At 34.4% G+C, this 21,796-nt stretch carries 20 protein-coding genes; 16 read left to right on the forward strand and 4 right to left on the reverse strand.

Features of this window, described 5'->3' with window-relative positions; translation table 11 throughout:
- Positions 1 to 77 precede the first annotated feature (77 nt).
- Positions 78 to 1,043, forward strand: coding sequence for an LVIVD repeat-containing protein (locus tag NEF87_RS24710; RefSeq protein WP_457917943.1), 966 nt, complete (start codon positions 78 to 80; stop codon positions 1,041 to 1,043).
- Positions 1,044 to 1,059: 16 nt separating this feature from the next.
- On the opposite strand, the gene NEF87_RS24715 is transcribed toward NEF87_RS24710, so the two are convergent.
- The 3 genes from NEF87_RS24715 to NEF87_RS24725 all read right to left on the reverse strand — a co-directional run bounded on the left by NEF87_RS24715 (position 1,060) and on the right by NEF87_RS24725 (position 3,692).
- Positions 1,060 to 2,421: an SLC13 family permease gene (locus tag NEF87_RS24715; protein ID WP_457917944.1), complete on the reverse strand. Its 1,362-nt coding sequence runs from the start codon at positions 2,419 to 2,421 to the stop codon at positions 1,060 to 1,062.
- A gap of 100 nt (positions 2,422 to 2,521) precedes the next feature.
- Complete coding sequence (locus tag NEF87_RS24720) at positions 2,522 to 3,121, reverse strand: flavodoxin family protein (RefSeq protein WP_457917945.1); 600 nt, start codon at positions 3,119 to 3,121, stop codon at positions 2,522 to 2,524.
- A 37-nt stretch (positions 3,122 to 3,158) separates the two neighbouring features.
- Positions 3,159 to 3,692: a nitroreductase family protein gene (locus NEF87_RS24725; protein WP_457917946.1), complete on the reverse strand. Its 534-nt coding sequence runs from the start codon at positions 3,690 to 3,692 to the stop codon at positions 3,159 to 3,161.
- 240 nt (positions 3,693 to 3,932) lie between these two features.
- On the opposite strand from NEF87_RS24725, the gene NEF87_RS24730 reads away from it, so the two are divergent.
- Together NEF87_RS24730 and NEF87_RS24735 are read left to right on the forward strand one after the other, a co-directional pair.
- Positions 3,933 to 4,574 carry a DUF47 family protein gene (locus NEF87_RS24730; protein WP_457917947.1) on the forward strand — a complete coding sequence of 214 codons (642 nt, stop codon included), beginning with the start codon at positions 3,933 to 3,935 and terminating at the stop codon, positions 4,572 to 4,574.
- Between the two features lie 54 nt (positions 4,575 to 4,628).
- Entirely contained in the window at positions 4,629 to 5,645 is a 1,017-nt protein-coding gene (locus NEF87_RS24735; RefSeq protein WP_371804142.1) for an inorganic phosphate transporter, read from the forward strand.
- 5 nt (positions 5,646 to 5,650) lie between these two features.
- On the opposite strand, the gene NEF87_RS24740 is transcribed toward NEF87_RS24735, so the two are convergent.
- A complete protein-coding gene (locus NEF87_RS24740) occupies positions 5,651 to 6,202 on the reverse strand; it encodes a methyltransferase (RefSeq protein ID WP_457917948.1) in 552 nt (183 codons plus the stop codon).
- Between the two features lie 61 nt (positions 6,203 to 6,263).
- Here NEF87_RS24740 and NEF87_RS24745 point away from each other — a divergent pair, with 61 nt between their 5' ends.
- From NEF87_RS24745 to NEF87_RS24805, 13 genes are all read left to right on the forward strand, one after another.
- Positions 6,264 to 6,455 carry a hypothetical protein gene (locus NEF87_RS24745; protein WP_371804144.1) on the forward strand — a complete coding sequence of 64 codons (192 nt, stop codon included), beginning with the start codon at positions 6,264 to 6,266 and terminating at the stop codon, positions 6,453 to 6,455.
- A 79-nt stretch (positions 6,456 to 6,534) separates the two neighbouring features.
- Positions 6,535 to 7,563, forward strand: a complete 1,029-nt coding sequence (locus NEF87_RS24750) for a tyrosine--tRNA ligase (RefSeq protein WP_371804145.1) — start codon at positions 6,535 to 6,537, stop codon at positions 7,561 to 7,563.
- A gap of 92 nt (positions 7,564 to 7,655) precedes the next feature.
- Entirely contained in the window at positions 7,656 to 10,352 is a 2,697-nt protein-coding gene (locus NEF87_RS24755) for a TIM-barrel domain-containing protein (RefSeq protein WP_457917949.1), read from the forward strand.
- Positions 10,353 to 10,419: 67 nt separating this feature from the next.
- Positions 10,420 to 10,824, forward strand: a complete 405-nt coding sequence (locus NEF87_RS24760; RefSeq protein ID WP_371804147.1) for a bacteriohemerythrin — start codon at positions 10,420 to 10,422, stop codon at positions 10,822 to 10,824.
- Between the two features lie 32 nt (positions 10,825 to 10,856).
- Complete coding sequence (locus NEF87_RS24765) at positions 10,857 to 11,774, forward strand: arginase family protein (protein ID WP_457917950.1); 918 nt, start codon at positions 10,857 to 10,859, stop codon at positions 11,772 to 11,774.
- Positions 11,775 to 12,113: 339 nt separating this feature from the next.
- Entirely contained in the window at positions 12,114 to 13,328 is a 1,215-nt protein-coding gene (locus NEF87_RS24770; protein ID WP_457917951.1) for a hypothetical protein, read from the forward strand.
- A 95-nt stretch (positions 13,329 to 13,423) separates the two neighbouring features.
- The gene (locus NEF87_RS24775; protein ID WP_457917952.1) at positions 13,424 to 14,200 is read left to right on the forward strand and encodes a GNAT family N-acetyltransferase; all 777 of its coding nucleotides are present in this window, start codon (positions 13,424 to 13,426) and stop codon (positions 14,198 to 14,200) included.
- 91 nt (positions 14,201 to 14,291) lie between these two features.
- A complete protein-coding gene (locus NEF87_RS24780; protein ID WP_457917953.1) occupies positions 14,292 to 15,050 on the forward strand; it encodes an acyltransferase in 759 nt (252 codons plus the stop codon).
- Positions 15,047 to 15,859, forward strand: coding sequence for a hypothetical protein (locus NEF87_RS24785; protein WP_371804152.1), 813 nt, complete (start codon positions 15,047 to 15,049; stop codon positions 15,857 to 15,859). The genes NEF87_RS24780 and NEF87_RS24785 overlap by 4 nt, the downstream gene beginning before the upstream one ends.
- Positions 15,860 to 15,944: 85 nt before the next feature.
- Positions 15,945 to 16,778 (forward strand): hypothetical protein, encoded by an 834-nt coding sequence (locus tag NEF87_RS24790; protein WP_457917954.1) that lies wholly within the window; start codon positions 15,945 to 15,947, stop codon positions 16,776 to 16,778.
- Positions 16,779 to 16,834: 56 nt separating this feature from the next.
- Positions 16,835 to 17,974: a 2-hydroxyacid dehydrogenase gene (locus tag NEF87_RS24795; protein WP_457917955.1), complete on the forward strand. Its 1,140-nt coding sequence runs from the start codon at positions 16,835 to 16,837 to the stop codon at positions 17,972 to 17,974.
- A 101-nt stretch (positions 17,975 to 18,075) separates the two neighbouring features.
- A complete protein-coding gene (locus NEF87_RS24800) occupies positions 18,076 to 19,845 on the forward strand; it encodes an ABC transporter ATP-binding protein (protein WP_457917956.1) in 1,770 nt (589 codons plus the stop codon).
- Positions 19,838 to 21,730: an ABC transporter ATP-binding protein gene (locus NEF87_RS24805; RefSeq protein ID WP_457917957.1), complete on the forward strand. Its 1,893-nt coding sequence runs from the start codon at positions 19,838 to 19,840 to the stop codon at positions 21,728 to 21,730. The genes NEF87_RS24800 and NEF87_RS24805 overlap by 8 nt, the downstream gene beginning before the upstream one ends.
- The last annotated feature ends 66 nt before the right edge of the window (positions 21,731 to 21,796 follow it).

Raw genomic sequence — 21,796 nt, forward strand, 5'->3', positions numbered from 1 at the left:
ATACTCCGATTCTTTGATAAATTCGCTATTTATAGGTGAAGCTGATGAAATTTAAAACATTACAAAAAAAATAAAAAATGACCATAATTGTTTTTCTCGTGATTGTAATTGCTTCTGTGATTACAATTATTTATATTACAAACCCAAAGGAAACCCTACTTATCTCGAAGCTTGGAAGTATTGAGACTGGAGGTGATACTTGCGATGTAGAAGTTGTGGATGGAATTGCATATGTTTCAGATATGCAAGCCAATGCACTAAAAATAATTAATGTCAGTGATCCATCCAATCCTGTTCTTCTTTCATCTTATGGGGTAAGTGGAAATCATCAATTACTCGTTAGTGATGAAATAGTTTACATTACTGACCATAATAGAGGACTGGTATTATTGAATGTATCAAATACTTCTCAACCCATTTTTATTTCCAGATATAATGACCCAGGAGAAATCGATGACTTATACATTGTGAATGATACGGCGTATATTATTGATCAAGTTGATGGACTTGAAATTGTGAATATTTCTGATCCTACACACTTAACAAAGCTGGGTTCGTTTAACTATGGATCAGTGGGTCATCATGTAGATGTTTTTGTACGAGACAATATCGCATATCTAACCGATGCTGAAAATGGACTTTATGTTGTTGATGTGAGTGATCCAACAGATATTGTGGAACTTTCCTATTATGAAGAATCAGGGATGATGTGGATGGATGTGTCCAATGATTTTCTTTATATTCCAAATCAAAAATCTGTCCTTTTATTCAGCATTGAAACTCCCGAATCCCCCAAATTATTACGAAATGTAAAAATTGGTGCAAATCCGTCAGTAATTACAATTAAAGGTGAAATTGCATGCGTTTCAACAAGTGATGCTGGGATTAAAGTACTTGATCTTTCAAATCCGCGTTATCCAAAAGTTATTGGGTCCTTTTATGATGAAGGGTTGTCTTTAGGTTCTTATATTGTAAATGATTATATTTATGTAGCGGATAAATCTGGTGGATTAGAGATCTTACAAATGACCTCACAAATATAACTTTTTTTTATTCCTTCTACACCATAAATACCAAGAAGATTCCAGCGATTATCAAATGAAAAATCGCAAATAATCCTCCAACTTTAACCAGTTTCAAGTAATTGAAGCCTACCACTCGTTCTTTTTGAGCTATCTCCAATGCCATCAAATCGCTCGCGGTTCCTTGAGGGAGAATATTACTTCCAATATTTATCCCAATAATGAATGCAAATAAGATATGTATTTCATATTCCGGGTAAGTGCTGAGCAAGTCAACGATTACAGGGTGAAATATAATTGTGACTGGGGCATCATCGATTAAACCGGATAAAACACTGACAATTACCATTAAAATGATAACAAGGACTATAATAGATTGATTTTGTTGAGCTAGTAATATTTCAGCAATCATGTCAATAATACCATTGAGTTCCATCAAAGTTTCCAAGATGAAAAAACAAATAAAGAAGTAAATTAATTTGAAGTCTGCATTTTTAGCATGAAATATTAGATCGGGGTGTTTTTTTGATGTTTCTTCCCCAACCGGATTGATAATCGTCAGAATTAATAATATAATTATCCCCACTAAAACAAAATTTTCAATTAAAACTAGCCCTATAAAGTATAAAATTAAAACAACACTATTGGCAAGAAAAAGATTACTGCTAATTATTGGAGATTCTGTTGAATGTTCTTTAATCTCTTTAATAAGTGAAAGTGAAGCGAAATGGAGGTCTGAGTGTTCTTCTCCATCGGTAAGGCGTTGATTATAATGAGTTTTGATTTTTTTTCTGAGAATGAAAACATCCAAAAAAATCAAAGTAAACACCGTAGTTATAAGAAAATAAAGCCCCATATTTTGAAAGAACCACATAAAATTTAGCTGAAAATCGTTTGCAATGAGCACATTTTCTGCTGAAGCAAATGGACTTATCGTTGCGGCTAAGTTGATGCAAATTGTTACCCCAAATAAATATGGAAGCGGTGAAATTTCGGATTTGCGACAGAGTTTGATTACAAAGGGTAAAATAATGATACTAACTGATAGATCTTCTATAACACTGGCTAAAAATATCGAAAAAATACACAGAGTGTAAAAGAAAATTCTTTGATTTAGAATATTTTTTTGGAGAATTCTTCGAGCTAATTCCTCAAAAAAGGGCTCTAAAATTTCAATACTAACTACCATGCAGACCAGAAATAGAATAATTTCCCAACGAATAGCCAAAATATAGGTATTTACACTTCTGGCTTCTGGAATAACCAAGGAACATACCAAAATCGCAACAATCAAAATTATTACTGTGTAGGTTAGATAATCCCCTTTATCAAAGAAGAGAATGATAATGATTCCTACCAAACACAATATTAGAAAGATTTGTAATAAAATATTTGCCATCTTTTTTTCCCTAATGTGATTATTCCCGATGTTCCTTTATCGGGATCTTGAAAGAAGGTACGATAGCAAAAAAGATTTTTTATATCACCAACTTGGAGGTTCATTTATGAAGTGAAAGATTTTGTTTATCTGAGGAATGGCCGATTTGAAAGCCAAATTGATATGCTTCATCCATCAGTTTCTGATTGGATCGGATTTCTCCTGCCTCGTAGGCCGAACCATGGAGTATTTTCAGGATATTGCAATTTGTATAATCAAACATCTCTTTGAGTGAATTAATTCCATGAATTCCTCCTGAAGATTGCAAAGTCGATGCTCCATAGGTCATTATAATTCCTATATCTTTATTTTTTAAAGCATAATTCTTGGAATAATTATTTGTATAACATCGATCAATAAATAATTTCAATTGGGCCGTATAATTAAACCAATAAACTGGAGAAGTCAAAATAATTGTTTTAGCTTCTCGAATTTTTGGATAGATTTCTTGCATATCATCCTTTATGCTACATTTATATCCTTCTTTAGTTTTGCAACTATTACAATGGGAACACGGCTTAATTTGCTTGTTATGAAGAAAAATTGATTCGACTTCGCCTCCCGCCTTAATGATGCCTTCTGAAACTTTTTCGGCTAAAATTGCTGTATTACCTTTTTTCCGCGGGCTTCCTAATATGATGAGTGTTTTTGATTTTTTCATGAATTGCTCAACTTGTAAGTTTTCTTATTCTTTATTTTTATCGTAAACCTTTCCATACCTTTCCATAATCGTCACCAAACACAAAATCTTGCAAATCTTTGCGTTTTTGTTCTTTTGGCTTATATTTGGGATAACCTAAGGGAGTCATTCCGATTATTCGGGTCTCCTTAGGAATGTTTAATGCTTTTTTAATGGGTTCTTCTTTAAACCAACCCATCCATACAGTACCCAAACCTTCATTAGTTGCAGAATATATCAATTGAGTTAGGCAGATTGCAGCATCTACTGGAAAATATTGCAGTCCATCGTGATTCTTTCCTGAATCCTTTGGATCTATGCAGACAACCACAAATACGTTTGCTGATTTCGTCCACTCTTGTTCAGAAGCTTCCCTAATGATTTCAATTTTGCTTGGGTCGCTTACCAAAACATATTTTACTCCTTGTTTATTTGCCCATGTTGGAGAAAGGCGCGTTTGTTCAAAAATTCGTTTTAGAACTTCAATTGGTATCATTTCATCGGTAAATCCGCGTATACTTCTTCGTGTAGTTATTAATTTATTAAATTCCATTTTGAATTGCTCCTTTGATGTATCAATCAAAACAAATTATGCAAAATAATATTCGTTTCTGATGTTAATATTCGAATGTTAATTTATAAATGTTAATTTATAAATGTTTCTCTTTTATCTTCCTTGATATTACCTCAAATTTTATTTTTAGGTTCATGTATGAGTAACCTTTATTTTCCTCTTTATTCAAATTATGACCATATCGCCCTAGGTGATAAACCTCTCTAAGGTAATGTAAAAATGAAGAAAGAAAAAGCGGAAAAATCCATGCGAGATTTATTCTATGATAATGCTGATTTAGTCTCCCAAAGTTTTCGAACAATGCAAGATGCTGTTGTAGCTTATTGTCAAAATAAGATGGAAATTGCTCATGAAAAAGCAAAAGAAACCATCGCAATTGAAAAAACACAAGATCGATCTAGAGATGAGATAGTCAAAAGGATTTTTTCAAAAGAAACAATGGTGTTTTCACGACCAGATCGATTAAAATTGGTTGAATCTATGGATTCATTATGCGATGAAACGGAAATTGTTGTAAGAAAATTATTACAACATAATCCTATTGCACCGGTCGAAATTAGTTCTGGATTAGAAGATATGGCTAACAATATTGGAAAAATTGGTAGTAAATTACAAGGGTTGATTAAAGCAGTTCTCGAAGATTTTTCCAAGGGCGATGAATTTATTAATCAAATTACAGATATTCGGAGAGATGTTCGGGACTGCCATTGGGCATTATTAGAAAAGAATTATGCACTTAAACCTGAAATTTATGATTTCATTTATTTCAAAGATATGATTAAAGCCATTGCGAAAGTAGCCGACAAGGCGGAAGAATTTTCCGATGGTATTCATGGGTTATTATGTAAATACGCTCTATAGTTCATTTTTCCTACTACAAATTAAAATGTGATTTATAATGGAGGAAAAGAAGAAATGGCATTAGACGTAATTGTAATTGTTCTACTCGTTTTAATGATGGGATTAGCTTTTGCAATTGGGGCTAATGATGAAACGATGGCAACTCTTGTTGGAAGTAGATCGATTAAGGTGAAAACAGCGGTAATTCTCGGGGCGTTTCTCGTATTTGCCGGAGTTGTTTTTCTTTCAGCTGGAGTAGGAAAAACTGTTGGTGCTTCCTTACTCGGTTCTGAAGTAGAATATAATGTGAACATGATGCTCGCGATCTTGATAAGCACAATTATTTGGCTAGTTGTGGCATCCCAAACAGGTGCACCAATTTCAACAACTCATTCTTTGGTTGGTTCAGTATTTGGAATTGGAATTATTTGGGCAATTCAAGAAGGACAATCCTTTTTTGATGCTTTAAATTGGAGTAAGATGGGCAGTGTTGCCTTAGGCTGGGTAATTTCCCCTATCTTTGGTTTTGTTGGTGCTTATTTATTCCAATTGTTGGTAAATAAGTTTATCCATAAGCAGAAGATTGGATTGGATGGATTGGAAAAGAATGAAAAAGGCTTTCTTTATTTGTTATTTGCCGCAATCTGTGTGAGTCAAGTGAGTAGGGGTGGAAATGATTCTGCAAATGCCCTTGGGATTATGTATGGGTTGATTGAATCTGGTGATCTGACGGAAGGGCCATTAACAGTAGGGCTCTTGATTATTGCTGGAATAATGTTGGCTTTAGGCCTCGTCATCGTTGGTCGAAATGTGATTGAGAATGTTGGTAATAACTTAATTGAGATGCGTCCCAGTGATGCTTTTAGTATCCAGATGTCTACGAGTATAGTTATTTTTCTCGCAACGGTTCTGGGGTTACCTGTGTCGGGAAGTCATATTTTGATATTTGCTGTTATTGGGGCAGGTAAGGTCAAGGGTGAATCTCCCGATAAGAAATCATTCCGGAAAATGGTGGCAAGTTGGGTTTTAACGTTCCCTGTTGCTGCTATCCTTTCAGCGATTTGTTATTTGATTTTCTCTGGTATTTTATAAAATTATTAATCCTTTTTTACATCTTTTTCATTTCTTTCATTCTTTCGGAAGGGTAAATTTTCAATTCGTTGGTGAGGTATCATTAAAATTGTAAATTCTACCGCAAAAATTAAGTTGTACCATGATTTTGTTAATAATCCAATACCATAAAGCATCATAAGTAATCCGATTTCTTCTGGATTTTTGAAATATTTGTAGAGGGAATGGTCAACACGCTCAATATTATCTCGATAAAAATTGATCCCCAAAGATCGCTCTAACCCCAATATATAATAACCCCATGTCGACACAATTAAACCTACACCAATCATTAAACCTCCAACTATTTGAAGAATTAAAATATTATGGAATAGTAATTGAGGGCTAAATTGAAAAACTCCAAGCAGTGTGAAGGTTATAATCCACATAGAATTTGTAATTATGGAATGAATCCGAAAATCATGAGATTTAAACCATTTGGACATCTTTCGTCCATACCACTGTAGAAGAAACATTGTGGACTCTATAGAAATTGTCAGAAAACCCAAAATTAATAAAATTATGAAGAAATAATTCATTGATATTCGTTCTCCCAAATGTTGTAAAACTATTTAGGTGTTTCTATTCGATAAATGTCTTATGGGTGAAAAATTAAAAACTCTTTTTGATTATGTCAAGGCAGAAAAAGGGTCCTACTATGAGATGCAATTGGCAATTTTCCTCGGAATTTCTTCATCTCGGGTAGATCAAACTCCTGATACTGAAGAACTATTAGATAAAGCTCAGAAGATGGTGGTTGACGTGTTTAAGCTTGATAAAATACCTCAATGAAATCTATTGAATCGTTTTTCTTTTGTTTTTAACTTTTCTGTAATAAAGTCTTTTTTTAGGAATAGTTCTATATTCACTTATGGAAATCGACCAAAGGTTGTCTTTAATTCAACGAAATTTACAAGAAATAATAGATGGGGATAAAATTGAAGAAATTCTTTCCTCACGTGATTTAAAAATCTATTGGGGGACTGCGACCACTGGAAAACCTAACTTAGGGTATTTGGTTCCCATTTTCAAAATTGCGGATTTTTTAAAAGCAGGATGTCAGGTGACCATTCTTTTTGCCGATTTACATGCTTACTTAGATAATATGAAAAGTACTTGGGAAATGCTTGCAAAAAGAACTCGATACTATGAATTTCTTATTAAGGAGATGTTAAATCTTATAAAAGCCCCATTAGATAAATTGAATTTTGTTCAAGGGACTGATTTTCAGTTAAGCAAGGAATATACTTTAGATATGTATAAATTATCAGCTCTTGTAACCACCAAAAACACTCAAAAAGCGGGAGCTGAGGTTGTGAAACAAGTTAAAAATCCTAAAATGAGTGGTTTATTATACCCAATTCTCCAAACCCTTGATGAAGAATATCTTAAAGTAGATGCTCAATTTGGCGGAGTTGATCAGCGGAAAATCTTCATGTTTGCACGGGAATTTTTGCCAAAGCTTAACTATAAGAAACGCATTCACTTTATGAATCCTTTAATCCCGGGTTTAGGCGAAAGTGGAAAAATGAGTTCTTCGGAACCTAATTCCAAAATTGATTTTGATGATACTCCAAAGCAGATTAAGAAGAAAATTAGTAAAGCCTTTTGTAAGGATGGAGTTATTGAGGGAAATGGATTGCTCTCAATTATGAAGTATATAATATTCAGAAAATTGGAAGATGAACAAAGGGCGTTTATTATCGATCGTCCAGAACAGTATGGAGGGAAGATTATTTTCAATTCATATGGGGAACTCGAATCAAAATTTGGTGAAGGCACCCTTTCTTCCATTGATTTGAAACAAGGATTGACTCAAGAATTAATTGCTTTTCTTCATCCCTTACGGGAAAAAATTGCCCAAAATTCTCAACTTTTGAAGGATGCATACCCTGCTTGAAATCTCTAGTTCTTCTACTTTTTTTTTAATTCAAGGGAAAATTTAACATTGTATTCTTTTTTTTACTATCGTAGCATTACATAATACATCTTATGTCTGATTTTCAACACTCAATAATAATGGAAAATTCATCTCATGCAAATCCTAAAGCAATTGTTCACTTTCAAAACGTTCGTTTTACAGTTTTAACTTCAAGAATATTTCGAATTGAATATTCTTCCTCTGGTTCCTTTGAAAATCGTAGCACTCAAGTAATTCTCAATCGAGAACTACCAGTTCCTACATTTGACCTTAAAGAAACAGATGAAAAAATCGAAATCATCACCCAATTTTTGCATTTAATATATCATAAATCTTCCAATGGGTTCACACCTGCTAATTTATCCGTTCATCTTTTAAAAATAGACCATATTTGGCATTTTGCTGATAAAGATCCCAGCAATTTAAAAGGGACTACTCGAACATTGGATATGGTTGATGGTGCAATTTCCTTGGAAAAAGGTCTTATTTCTCGATCAGGGTGGGCCGTGCTCGATGATTCAAACACCTTGGTTTTTAATTCCCAGGGATGGTTAGAAAATCGAACCGATTCAGAGGTAGATCTCTACTTCTTCGGTTTTGGAACTGCTTATCAAGAATGCATCGACGAATATTGCTCTCTTGCTGGCAAAGTTCCGATGATTCCTCGATGGATTTTGGGGAACTGGTGGAGTCGTTATTGGGAATATACCCAAGATGATTTAGTTCACTTAATGGAATCCTTTGAATCCCATGACATTCCTTTGTCTGTTTGTATTGTGGATATGGACTGGCATATCGTGAATATTCAGAATTATCTCGCAAAACATTCTGCCGATGATTGGAAGGGTGTGCAATTTCATAATGGGTGGACCGGATTTACTTGGAACGAAGATTTCTTTCCCGATTACCCTTCTTTTTTACAATTTCTCAAAACAAAACAGATACGGGCTGCTTTAAATCTTCATCCTGCGAGTGGAATTGCTCCACATGAAAGTCAATATATTCAAATCGCAAAAGCAATGGGATTAGATCCTGCTCTAAAGAATACTGTTCCATTTGACATTGCAAATCCTAAACTCGCCCAAGAATATTTTAATCAAATATTACATCCCTATGAAGAGAAAGGTGTTGATTTTTGGTGGATGGATTGGCAACAAGAAAAATCTACTTCTATTATTGGTTTGGACCCTCTTTGGTGGTTAAATCATCTTCATTTTCTTGATCTTGGTAGGGATATGAGTAAACGCCCTGTCATCTTTTCTCGTTGGGGTGGATACGGTAATCATCGCTATCCAATTGGTTTTTCTGGAGATACTTACGTGACATGGAAAAGTTTAGCATTTCAACCTTATTTTACTTCCACTGCTTCCAATGTTGGGTACTCATGGTGGAGTCATGATTTAGGAGGCCACATGTCTGGTTATGATGATCCAGAGTTGTATATCCGCTGGATTCAATTTGGTTTATTCAGCCCAGTATTCCGATTACATTCCACAAAAAATCCCTATATTGAAAAATTACCTTGGAAATTTGATGCTCATATTTATCAACTTGCCAAATCTGCTATGCAATTTCGTCATGCGCTAATTCCTTATATATATTCTATGGCTTGGAAAAATCATACTCTAAGCGAATCCTTAATTCGTCCCTTATATTATTTACATCCAGAAACTGATGAAGCCTATAAGACCCAGAATGAGTATTACTTTGGAAGTGAATTACTCTGTGCTCCTGTTGTAGATCCAATAGATTCAGATCTTCAACTAAATCGACAAGTTGTCTGGTTACCGAAAGGTAAATGGTTTAATTTTTTTACTAGTGAGTTCTATAAGGGTAATGAGTCCTATGCGATCTATTCTCGCCTATCGGAGATTCCCGTTTTTGCCAAAGCTGGAGCAATCATTCCACTTGCCCATAAAAATTCATGGAATCATATATGTAATCCCGAAGAATTAGACATTTATATCTTTCCAGGAAAAAGTAATTCTTTTGAATTGTATGAAGATGATGGGGTATCTCAGTATTATCATGAGGGGGTTTATGATATAACTCAATTCAAATTAACTTGGAAGAAAAAATTCATGGAATTCTCCATTTCAAGTTCAGAAGAACCCCACGATTTTATTCCGACAAATCGGAAAATGAATTTATATATTAGAGGGATCAAGGATATTCCTGATCTTGATATATTGGAAAATGATACTCCTTCCCAAATCCAGCGTTCATATGATGAAAATACAGATACATTAATTCTTCATAGTATCAGTTTTCCTGCCGTATCGAATTGGGTTCTTAAGATTTCTTCCCCTTCCAGGAATTTGATTTCTAGACGGGATCGAACGCTTTCTAAAACCAAAGATTTGATTAAATTGATGAAAATACCTTTAGATTTTAAGCATTTCCTAGATCAAAACTTACAAAAGATCACTTCACAAATGCAGCAATTAACCAAATTTTTGCGAACTATGCTAAATTCTGTTAAATATGCTCGGGATGATGAAATATACGATAATGACTTGGCATTATTGAAGCATTTTCTTCCCCAAATTCTATTAGGGAATATCAATACCATTATATCTCCATATATTTTGGATCCATCTCAGTTCATTGAAAGTTTATCTGTTTCGGACACTAATGCTGAAAGTGATGTTCGAGATCTATTTTGGAATCAAATTCATAATAGTGAATTAATTCAAAACGTACAGAATTTAACTCCTAATCAATTGCGTGCCTTAGGTGAATTTTGTGGAAATCAGATTATTGATTGAAATCCTTTAATATCTTTTTTCTTATTGCAACTAAATATTTTTAACTATCACTATATATATTTCTAACATGTCTTTTCAGTGGTCGGAGGATATTTCCGTAAACGTGAGGCGTTTTGATTACCAACATCAAAAATTGTTAGAATTGTTTGATCAAATAGGGGAACAAATCTCACATTGTTCGGAATTTTCTGATTTTGATTATCTCTTCGAAGAATTACGGGAATATGCAAATTACCACTTTCAATCTGAAGAAAAAGTCTTGAAAGATGCAAATTATCCTCATATTGGAAAACAAATAATACATCATAACAATTTCCTAAAAAAAATCGATGAATTTCGGGGAAAATTTGCATGTGACAAAGATTTCATCGGTGATGATGTGAAAATATTCTTAAGAAATTGGTTTTATCACCATGTAAAAACGGTGGACAAACAATATGGTGATTTTTTGAATGCTCTTGATATTTTTTAAACTAATTAATAAAAGTCAGAAGGATGATATAATTGCAGTTTGAAAAGGATTTATATGGAACTTTTGGTGGGTTGGTGGATCCTTCCTATAAGGGCGATGAAGATATTATATATGATGCTGTAATTCAGGGGATCCCCTATGAAGTGGCTACTAGTGGCAAAAAAGGGACATCCTATGCTATGAAAGCTTTAAGAGCCATTTCTCAAGATATGCAGATCATATCACGAACTGGGCGAGATTTTTCATCAATCAAGATCTTTGATGCAGGGGATGTTCCTATATTTCCTCTTGATTCTGAAGAAACCCGTAAGGCTATCGAAAATGCATTCATGTATTTACGAAAAACTTATCATTGTCCAATCATCTCAATTGGTGGAGATCACTCGGTGACCTATCCCCTCATTAAGGGTCTTCAAAATGAAGGAAAAGTTGGAGTTGTGTGGTTTGATGCCCATCGTGATTTGTTAGATGATTTCTTACGATCAAAATATTCGCATGGAACTTCACTCCGACGGGCCATTGATTTGCCCAATGTCGAACCAAGTAATGTCTTACTTGTGGGAACGAGATATTTTACTCCCGAAGAAGAGAAAGTTGTACAAGATTTAGGTATTCATGAATTGCGCAAAGTTGATTTAGAGAACTCTTCCAATTGGATTTCTGATTTTCAATCTATTTTAAAGGAAATTGAATCCCGGGTTGATTATTTATACATTTCTTTGGATATTGATGGATTAGATCCTGCTTGTGCACCTGGGACCGGTACTCCCGTATGTGGAGGTGTATTTACCCATGAATTGATGCAAATGTTATCTTCGATTCAAGTACCGATTGCAGCTTATGATATTGTTGAAGTGTCTCCTCCCCTCGATTCGTCGGGAATAACGGTAAAAACGATGATGGGAATTTTAACTGAACTATTAGCGAAAATTTTTAGTCTTAAATTTTAAAGATCGCTAACAAAATAAAAGAGTTGAACACAAACAATCCAATATTAGTCACAATTTTTTTTATAATTGTTGGAAAATGTTAAATGTAATATTTTTATATAAATATTACAATTATCAAATGATTAGTAAATCGATGATTTACTGAATACACTTCGAAGAGTCTTTTAAAAAAATGTAAAATTTTGATTTCAGATTCTAATCCAAAAACCCACTTAATAAATGCTTATTTTTTTTGGAAGCAGATAACTTCAATTTTACTAAAAATTTTTTTACGTTCATAATCGTTAATAAATAGTGATTAATTAATTATCAAAATCGAAACGAAAATATGTGAATATTATGTCAATTGATTGGGAAAAAGTTAAAGAGAAACCAGATAAGGCCTACAAAGTATTGGGGCAAACTCTATTAGATCAGAAACGGAAAATTGGTGATTTAGAGAGTAACTTGCAAAAGACTTCATCTGCGTTAAATAAAAATATGACTGAACTTGATTCGGCAAACACAAAGATCTCGGGTTATGAAGGAAATATTGCTGAATTGAATACGTCGATTGCTGGAAAAGATAATGAAATTGCACAACTGAATGCTCAAATTGCTAAAACAAACCAAGAATATGCTAATCTCCATGCTGCTTATACACAAATTGGACAAGAGAAAGAATCTCTTGAACAAACAAAAGCCACATTAGAATCAGAAAAAACGGCTCTGGAATCTGCAAAAGCAGGTCTGGAAGCTGAGATTGAAGCTAAAAATGGTGAAATTGAATCAAAAAATAGTGAAATTTCTGGTAAAGCGGCAGAAATCGAAGGAAACTTGGCAAAAATCACAGAATTAAATACTACAATTGCAGAAAAAGATGCGCTTATCGCCGAATTAAATGCAATGATTAGTTCAAAAGATTCTGAAGCATCAAGTTCTCTTTCGGAAATGGCAAGTCGGGATGCAAAAATTGCTGATCTTAATGCTAAGCTCGAAGAAAAAGTTGGGGAAGTTGCTCAATTGAATTCAACTATTGAAGCTAAAGTGAATGAGATGAATGCAACCATGGGGTCCAAAGTGGAAGAATTCAACAATTATGTTGCCCAAAAAGATGAGATGATTGGTCAATTAAATACTAAAATTGATGAATTGAATACTTCTCTTCAACAAAAAATCAGTGAAAGTGCAGAATATGCAAGTCGAATACAAACTATGGAACAATCCTTAGGTGAAAAAGATCAAAATTATTCTAGTCAATTAGCTGCTCGAGAACAAGAACTTGCTCAAAAAGAAGCTGCTCTCAACGAAAAACAAGCGAATTTAGAAGCTCTCCAGAATCAGCTCACTGAAAAAGATCAAAACATTGAAGAATATGAAGCCCGTATCAAAGAGTTAGAACCTCCAATTCCTGATGTTGGTGAATATCATATGGATACTCGTAGAGTTTGTCCTATGTGTAATGCTGTTGATATCAAAGATGTCGAAGATAAGACTAAAGTATTAAGTTATGTAGGACACGTGCCTCTTTATGCCAAGAAATCCGTTTGCAAGAAGTGCGGGTATGAATTCTAAAATTTACTGTTAAATTGGTTGCTATCTTAATATTTTTTTTTATTAGATTTCTTTTTTTCAATAACTTTTTGTAAAAACTTTAATGTTATTATCTTATGCAAATTGAAAGAATTACATCCTCAAATGAGAATCTCTTCTTCTCTTATGTTAAGGACAAAGAATTAGAGTTCTTTTTCTATATTATGGATTATAAACAATATCCTGAAAAAACTCAACTATTTATTGCAAAAAATAGTGATAACGAAATTGAAGGATTGTTTATCATTTGGCAAGAACACACAATACAGTGTCGTGGAAGTGAAGCAGCGGCAAGAACTTTTATTAAATATTTGAAACAAACAAAAGTGGATATTCATCAAATCACAGGGACTTTAGAACATCAATTTCTATTGAATGAATGTTTTCCAAACCCTAAAATGAAGTTCAACTTGTTCCGTATGACTTTGCGAAAGGGGCAGGAAAAATTAGATGAAAAATACAAAATTGTTGAGTTAAATGAAACTCATAAAGAGCCAATCGCTGCCTTATTACGGAAGAGTGATCCGGTGTATTTTGGAGATCAAACCGCTGATCGCATAATGATGGATGAAAATAGACCCTTTTTCGCCATAATGGATGGGGATAAGATGACTTCCATCTCAGGATTATGGATCGATGAGAGCATGGGTATTATTAATCTCATTGCTACAGATCCCAATTATCGCAGGCAACAAAGAGCCACTTCTATTGTTTCTTCAAGTGTAAGCTGGTTATTTAAGAAAACTGATAAAATTTTAATCCATGTCCGCTCTGAAAATTTCCCAGCAATAAATACTTATAAGAAAGTTGGATATCAAATTGCCTTTGAGTATATCGTTATGACAGTAAAATAAGGGTATACGGGGATCTTCATAATCCTTATCCTTTTTTTTTGGTTTTTTCAATTAAATTTTTAATCTTTCATTCAATAAATATCCGTAAGCAATGACCCAAAGTTCCGATACTGAAGATTTTCAACCGATTTTATCTGCAAATTATCCCGGAAAAAAAGGGACCCAGTTATTACTTTTTCTGGAATTTTGGTTAACGTTGACATTGATGTGTTTTATTAATCTTCCCTATTATAGGTTGATGGTTAATCATTTATGGATGCTCATTTTGCTTCCACTATCCATTTATGGGCTTTTTTGGCAGTTTATGGGGTTAACCACTTTATTTTCAACCATAATTTACAAAATCCTAATAAAAATTGAACCCCCAAAAGAGGGTATTTTTACTCTGACTAGTCGAGAATTCCAGTATTACAGCCTAAGGTTTTGGGTTTGTTATTACCTGTTGTATTTTGCACGTGCGATGCCGTTGCCTTGGGTAGATATGTTCATTTTTCCTATATTTGGCTCCAAAATTGGGCACAATGTTGTACTATATGATAGTTGGATTGATCCAGAGTTCGTGAACATAGGAGGTTCAAGTATGATCAGTTTGAATACTCAGATTTTTTCCCACTGTATATATAAAGAGCGTTTTATTGTAAAACAAGTGGTCATAGAAAAAAATTCCATTGTTGGTGCTGGTGCGATTGTAGCACCAGGGACTTATATCGAAGAAGGGGCAATCTTGGGAGCAAATTGTTCGACTGCGATTGATCAAAAATTGCAATCCTACACGATTCATATCGGTTCTCCCGCAAATATTAGTCTCCCGATTAAACTCCATAATGGGGAAAATGAGGTGAAAAAATGAGCAGTCCTACAAGTACAAAACTTGCCCCCCCCACTTACGTAGATCCTCGAGTAAGAAGGAGAAATATTATTGGATATATATTGCAAATATGGGTGTCTTTAATTCCTGGATCTTTTCTTCTCTATTGGTTTTATTATGATTATGTTCTAGAAATCTCTCCCTTTGCTACTGGAATTATGCAATTTTCCTTTAGAAATTTGATTGAACAAGTTTGGATTATGCCGCTTGGAATTCTTTTTATCCTTACTCCCATAATTCTTCTTTTGGTTTATCTCGTCACCGTGATATGGGCTGCAGTCGTCACCAAACTCGTTTTATTAGGTTTGAATATCATTCGAAAGCCCATCGAAGGGGTATTTACTCGTAATCTGCAAGATCGAGATTATGTTTATTGGAATAAACGAAATTTAGCTCGAGTATTTTTATTTTGGCTACTGCATTCAGTTCCTTTTACTTTTCTCAAAATAACCTTTTCTTACCGCTTTTTGGATGTAAAGGTGGGAAAAAAAGCCATTCTAAATCATTGCTGGATCGCTCCAGAATTTGTGAAAATTGGCAATAATGTAACCTTGGGGCAATCTGCTGGAATCTACAGTTTTCAATTTCAAGGAGATAAACTTCTCGTGGCTCAAGTAATCTTGGAGGACAATGTAATAGTTGGTCCTCAAACGGTCTTACTTCCAGGAACCATTGTGAATAAAGGCGCTATTATTGATGGTGGATCTTTCTCTCATCCTTTCACCGTTTTCGAAAAAGATGGGATATATCATGGGAATCCAGCAAAATTGGTTCGAAAATCACAAGATTGAGTTTATTTTTTTTCACTTAATGCTTTTCTTTATCAAATTTTGTAACACCAAACTTATTAAATTTCCACACTAAAAGATAACTCAAATGAGTTTAATTGAAAAATGGAAAGATATTTGGGCAATTAAGGAAGAAGATCTTCCACGAGAAGAACGGATTTTCAAGAAGGGAAATATATTAATCATAATTATTGCATTCATTATTAGTGCTGGGATTGGTATGGGGATGCTGTATTTAATAAATCGATTGGAACCGATGTTATCTACATTTCCCGACGGTATGTACCAAATGAACGCTTGGGCCGCCTCCTATTTCTTATATTTCTTCTGTATGGTTATCCCAATTATTGTCGCGAACATTTTCTATCAAAAAACAAAGACTCCTTCCTATGGTTTTTCATCCTTTGCAGGATTTATCGTAGCAGCAATTATGTATTATTTTATTGCTCCCCGGTTTGCTCTTTATACGATTTACAGTGTTTCTTTGGCAGTTCTTGGCAACATCCCGAGTCAAAAGGATTATAAATTAAAATGGTATCACATGACTTTTTATTTTGTGCTTGGAATTATTGCATGTTATTTCAATATGATATATCAAGTGGAAAGTTATGATGTGTGGGTTTGGTTGCAATTTATTCACTTACATTTATTCGTAGTATTAATCGCATCCGTGAAAATTCGACAATGGAGTTATATGTATATGTTTGGATGGGCATTTATGGGATTACTTTTTATAATTTTCCCCAACTTTCCGATTTTTGGGCTGGTTGAGCCACATAATGTTATCAGCAATCAATTAATTGGAGTGTACAATGTATTTGTTCCACCTTTGCTTGTTATCACCATTTTAACCTATTTCTTCAAAATCCAACGGAAAACTAACATAGGTTATGGTAAAAAACTTTCCAAGGAAAGTCCATAAAGTTAAATGTCAGTTCAACTCTTTTTTTAATTAATTCTATTTGACCAGTGATGAAGATGAAATCAAAAGCCAACGTATATCTTGCTTCCCCAGTATTCTACGAAATCTCTCAAAATCCTATGGTCTCACCAGACCTCCAAAAGAAAATTGAAGAATTATTTAATGAATTACGCGAAATCGCAGAAGTTACAATTTCTCCCACACGATTTCCATCAGAAAAGGAACTGATCGAAACAGTTCAAAATAATACCATAGATTTTATCGGTTGTCATATATCCCACCCAATTACCTCTTTTATTACTCAAATTCCTTCAGTAAAAGGAATTGCCACCTCCACCATGGGATTCAATCACATTCATATGGAGCCTGGAGTTCTAGTAACTCATACTCCATCAGTGTTAGATAAAACGGTGGCTGATTTTACCATGGCTTTGATCCTTTCAACATTACGAAATATCGTGCCATTACATAATGGACTATGGGCAGGGAATTGGATACCGGGTACTAAATGGGATCTTGATGATCAAATGAATCATTCTTTAGATAATATGGTGGTAGGAATTATCGGAATGGGAGAAATTGGGCGTGAAGTCGTGAAACGCCTTATTCCTTGGAATGTCCAAATTTTGTATTTTGATCTAAAACGAGATGAAATTCTTGAAAATCAACTACCAAACCTTTATTACGAATCAAATATTGAAACCATCTTTGCTCAATCCGATGTTATCTCTCTTCATATCCCCTTAAATGCACATACAAAAGGTTATGTCAATGCTGCTTTATTGAAAAAAATGAAACCTCAAGCTCTTTTAGTTAATACTGCTCGTGGTGGAGTCGTTAATTTTGAAGATCTTCTTCAATTGTTAGAACTAAACGAAATTGCGATACATTTAGCGTTTGATGTCTATGAACCTGAACCAATTTCTCCAGAGATTTTGGAGAGATTTCATAAAATTTCCAAACAACACCCCGAGTTACGTTTTGTATTTATTCCCCATAATGCGAGTTCAGACGCGAATACTCGGGCCAAAATGAGCATCATGATGCTTTCTGACTTAATTTTACTGGCAAAAAGTAAGAATTTACAAGATTTAGCCCCGATCCACTTGATACCTCCCCAAAAAGATTTATTACAAAAAAATGCAATCCCGCCCTCGAAAATCAGAAATTATCGAATTTTTCAATGGTGGGAGTAAATCTCGTAAAATTCTCACCATTTGAATATCATGAACGAAATGGAATATTCGGAATTTGAAAAATTTTTTGAATAATGCGAACTTTTTACTGCTTGATTAAAATGAATGGCATTAAATGGGTTTCACGATTATTCCTTAAGTACAAAGGACAAACATTTTATGTTGCTACCTTCGCTATAGTAGAGGTTCTTCTCTTCATGGTACCAATTTCAATCACCGCGGATGTCATTGAAATTGCCATTGAGGGAGGCGGATTAGCGGCAGCAAAAGGAAAAATTTGGTTACTTTTAGGATTGGCCATCATTCAAGCTCTAATCTTCTTTTCTATCTCTTTCATTAATGAAGTTTTAGCTCACCGCATTCAGACTGATATGACTCAAGAATTATTTGAATCACTACAATTTCGTTCCTTGACCTACCATAATACAAAGGATGTGGGAAACATCATGGCTCGAGCTACAGGAGATACTCGGACTATTAATATCGCGATATCTCCCGCTATTAGATTTCTCCTAGCAAGTTTTGTCATTTGGGTTGTAGCTTTTATTTTAACTCTACAAATTCATTGGATTTTATTTATGTATTCCATTTTCATTTTTGTTCTCTTTGGAATCACGAGTTACTTCTATGTTCAAAATCTTATTCCAATTAGCTTAAAAACTCGTGAGTCTTTTGCTGAAATATCTGAGACCGTCAATAATAATTTGACCGGTGTGAAGGAATTAAAATCCTTTGTCGCGATTGGCTGGGCAAAACGAAAAATGGGAAAAAAATCTCAACAATTAATGCAAAATGAAATTCGTGAGGGCAATAAAATGGCGTGGTTTTATCCAATTTTAATAGTGACCTTTTATTGTGCTTCTATTTTAATAATTAGTATCTTTTTGAATTTTCAAGGTGGATATGGTATTGGTATTCCAGATATAGTGAGAATTGCAGGATCTGTTTCATTGTTATTGGGGATGTCTGAAGAACTTGGTTGGTGTCTGGAATTTCTAATAAGAGGTAAAACTGCTGCTGATCGAATCTATTCTATTGTTTCTGAGAAGGATTCTGGAGCGTTTTCCGATGGGAAAAATATTTTTGATAATAAACCCTCTACTATTGAATTTAAGAATGTTGATTTTCGCTATCGGGAGGATTTACCCAAGGTATTAAAACAAATTTCTCTTAAAGTTGAAGAAAATCAAACTGTGGCTGTTGTGGGTGGTCCCGGATCTGGTAAATCTACTCTGACTCAATTGATTCAACGTTTATACATACCAACTGCTGGTGAAATTTTACTGGGTGGTATCCCAATTCAAGATTACACGAATGAATCCTTAAGGAAGAATATTTCAACAGTGGAACAAGATATATTCCTATTTAATTCCAGTGTTAAAGATAATATTCGGTATGGAAAACCAGATGCTTCGGATGAGGAAGTTTTCAAAGTTGCAAAAATTGCCGAAGCGGATGAATTTATTAAAGAATTACCTAATGGATATGAAAATCTTATAGGTGAGGGAGGAGTACGATTGTCTGGAGGGCAAGCTCAACGTTTATCTATTGCTCGTGCTCTTCTCGTGAATCCCTCTATTCTTTTAATGGATGATGGAGCTTCTGCTTTGGATTCCCGAACCGAAGCTCGAATTCAGAAAGCAATAACGGAAATCCTAAAAACTCGAACTACTCTTATAACTACCCATCGATTGGCCATAATTGCTAAGGCTGATTTAGTTATTATTTTAGAGAAGGGAGAGATCGTAGGACTCGGGACCCACGAATCATTAATTCGAACCAATTCCTATTATCGACGTCTCTTTGAAAAACATTACGATTTACCAAAACTTGAACAAACGACTAGTACGGAGGTGGCCATTGATGTCTGAAACTAATTATGAACCAAAATCTACCAACAAATCTAAAGTTAAGGCTAAAAAGATAGCTAATACTAACGCTAAAATTAAAGAAAAAGCTAAGACAAAAACCGCTAAAAGATCGGATCGTGAGCTTTTGTCATTTCTTTGGAGTTATATCCGACCTTATAAGAAAGAATACATTCAAGTTTCTGCCTTACTTCTTTTGAATGTTGCCTTTGCTACCTTGGCTCCGATTTTCTTTAGAAACGCGTTGGATATCCTAGATAATTTAGAAATTGTTCGGTCAATTTCCATTATACTTCCTTCTTTGATTATCTATTTAATCCTGATGATTGCAAAGTGGTTTGCTGAAGTGTTCCGGAATGTTTTCCGTGTTCAATTGAATTCTAAAGTGACCAAAGATTTACGGGAAGATATTTTTCAAAGTATTTTAGATAACAAAATGGGTTTCTTTGATCATAATGAATCAGGTGTACTAACCAGCCGAATAACGAATGATATTGCTGAATTGAGTGAAACTAGTCAGCGATTTGTAGAATTGTTGACCATGTTTGTTCGATTGATAGTAATCGTGGGGATTTTTCTATCATATTCTCCCGTTTTAACCTTTGTATCCATTGTATTTCTTCCCTTTTTCTTTCTCTTTTCAGTTTTAATTCGTAAGTATATGCGACACGCGGAAAAAACATGGAGGAAAAATTTTGCTAATGTAAATCAGCGCTTTAGTGAAACTATGCGTTCTATTGCCATTAGTAAAGCATTTGCGCGGGAAGAAGAAAATATTCGCAATTTTACCCAACTCAATGAACAAACCTACAAATCTTCTATTAAACGAGGTTTAGCTATTTTTCTTATGGGTCCCATTGGTGATTTCTTCCGCCATGTTTTGCTAATTATTATTTTATTGGTGGGAACCATGCAAAATGAAGCTGGTAATCTCTCTGTGGCGACTTTTTATTTCTTCATCTTCTTATTGGATTATTACTATTATCCGGTGATGGGGTTGGCACGCAATTACAGTCGATTTCAAGCACTCTTTGCTAATCTTGAAAAAATCTTGGAAATAACCTCTAACATTGAAGTCAAAGAAATTAATAATGCTTCAGTTCCAATTTCTGAACTTAGAGGGGATATTAAATTTGAACATGTAAATTTTGCTTATACGGAAGAAAAACAAATTCTCCAAGACATATCATTTCATGTCAAATCCGGTCAACGAGTTGCCTTAGTGGGGAATACTGGATCGGGTAAAACCACAATTGCTTCTCTTTTAATGCGTTTTTATGATATACAAGAAGGACAAATATTAATTGATGATCATCCGATCCAAGATTATGATATTTCTTCTTTACGGAATGCGATAGGTCTGGTAAGTCAGCGAGTACTGTTATTCAAAGGAACTATACGCGAAAATTTATTGCTGGCCTATCCTGAGGCTACCGATGACCATTTGTGGAGTGCTTTAGATGCTGTTCAAGCCCGAGAATTTATTGAATTGTTGCCCGATGGATTAGATTCGAAAGTATCCGATGGGGGGAATAACTTATCTGCTGGTCAACGTCAAATGATCACTTTTGCCCGTGTTTTACTTGGAAATCCCCAAATGATCATCCTTGATGAGGCCACATCTGCAGTCGATCTTTATACCGAATCCAAAATTCAAGATTCTACCGATCTCCTCTTAAAGGGAAGAACTAGTATTGTAATTGCTCATCGTTTGACCACTATTTTAAAAAGTGATCTCATAATTGTCTTAGAAGATGGAATGTTGCGTCAATTTGGGACCCATAATGAGTTAATGGCTGTAGATGGCCCCTATCAAGAAATGTATCAGTTATATTTCAAAACTCAATCCGCCAAGTATTTAGAAAATATTAAAACGGCTGCGAGCTAATCTTTTTTCTTTTCCATTTTTCCCGAAACCTTTTTCATCCTTTACATCCAAATTAATGTACGGAAG

The sequence above is a fragment of the Candidatus Lokiarchaeum ossiferum genome (assembly GCA_025839675.1).
In the GTDB taxonomy this organism is placed as follows: domain Archaea; phylum Asgardarchaeota; class Lokiarchaeia; order Sigyniarchaeales; family Promethearchaeaceae; genus Lokiarchaeum; species Lokiarchaeum ossiferum.

What these genes read in the sequence shown, in the direction of transcription:
- NEF87_RS24730 (WP_457917947.1), top strand. Translation starts at nt 3,933, where the DNA reads ATGAAGAAAGAAAAAGCGGAAAAATCCATGCGAGATTTATTCTATGAT.
- NEF87_RS24735 (WP_371804142.1), top strand. Translation starts at nt 4,629, where the DNA reads ATGGCATTAGACGTAATTGTAATTGTTCTACTCGTTTTAATGATGGGA.
- NEF87_RS24725 (WP_457917946.1), bottom strand. Translation starts at nt 3,692, where the DNA reads ATGGAATTTAATAAATTAATAACTACACGAAGAAGTATACGCGGATTT.
- NEF87_RS24745 (WP_371804144.1), top strand. Translation starts at nt 6,264, where the DNA reads ATGGGTGAAAAATTAAAAACTCTTTTTGATTATGTCAAGGCAGAAAAA.
- NEF87_RS24795 (WP_457917955.1), top strand. Translation starts at nt 16,835, where the DNA reads ATGAAATCAAAAGCCAACGTATATCTTGCTTCCCCAGTATTCTACGAA.
- NEF87_RS24760 (WP_371804147.1), top strand. Translation starts at nt 10,420, where the DNA reads ATGTCTTTTCAGTGGTCGGAGGATATTTCCGTAAACGTGAGGCGTTTT.
- NEF87_RS24755 (WP_457917949.1), top strand. Translation starts at nt 7,656, where the DNA reads ATGTCTGATTTTCAACACTCAATAATAATGGAAAATTCATCTCATGCA.
- NEF87_RS24720 (WP_457917945.1), bottom strand. Translation starts at nt 3,121, where the DNA reads ATGAAAAAATCAAAAACACTCATCATATTAGGAAGCCCGCGGAAAAAA.
- NEF87_RS24790 (WP_457917954.1), top strand. Translation starts at nt 15,945, where the DNA reads ATGAGTTTAATTGAAAAATGGAAAGATATTTGGGCAATTAAGGAAGAA.
- NEF87_RS24775 (WP_457917952.1), top strand. Translation starts at nt 13,424, where the DNA reads ATGCAAATTGAAAGAATTACATCCTCAAATGAGAATCTCTTCTTCTCT.
- NEF87_RS24785 (WP_371804152.1), top strand. Translation starts at nt 15,047, where the DNA reads ATGAGCAGTCCTACAAGTACAAAACTTGCCCCCCCCACTTACGTAGAT.
- NEF87_RS24770 (WP_457917951.1), top strand. Translation starts at nt 12,114, where the DNA reads ATGTCAATTGATTGGGAAAAAGTTAAAGAGAAACCAGATAAGGCCTAC.
- NEF87_RS24800 (WP_457917956.1), top strand. Translation starts at nt 18,076, where the DNA reads ATGAATGGCATTAAATGGGTTTCACGATTATTCCTTAAGTACAAAGGA.
- NEF87_RS24740 (WP_457917948.1), bottom strand. Translation starts at nt 6,202, where the DNA reads ATGAATTATTTCTTCATAATTTTATTAATTTTGGGTTTTCTGACAATT.
- NEF87_RS24805 (WP_457917957.1), top strand. Translation starts at nt 19,838, where the DNA reads ATGTCTGAAACTAATTATGAACCAAAATCTACCAACAAATCTAAAGTT.
- NEF87_RS24750 (WP_371804145.1), top strand. Translation starts at nt 6,535, where the DNA reads ATGGAAATCGACCAAAGGTTGTCTTTAATTCAACGAAATTTACAAGAA.
- NEF87_RS24780 (WP_457917953.1), top strand. Translation starts at nt 14,292, where the DNA reads ATGACCCAAAGTTCCGATACTGAAGATTTTCAACCGATTTTATCTGCA.
- NEF87_RS24710 (WP_457917943.1), top strand. Translation starts at nt 78, where the DNA reads ATGACCATAATTGTTTTTCTCGTGATTGTAATTGCTTCTGTGATTACA.
- NEF87_RS24715 (WP_457917944.1), bottom strand. Translation starts at nt 2,421, where the DNA reads ATGGCAAATATTTTATTACAAATCTTTCTAATATTGTGTTTGGTAGGA.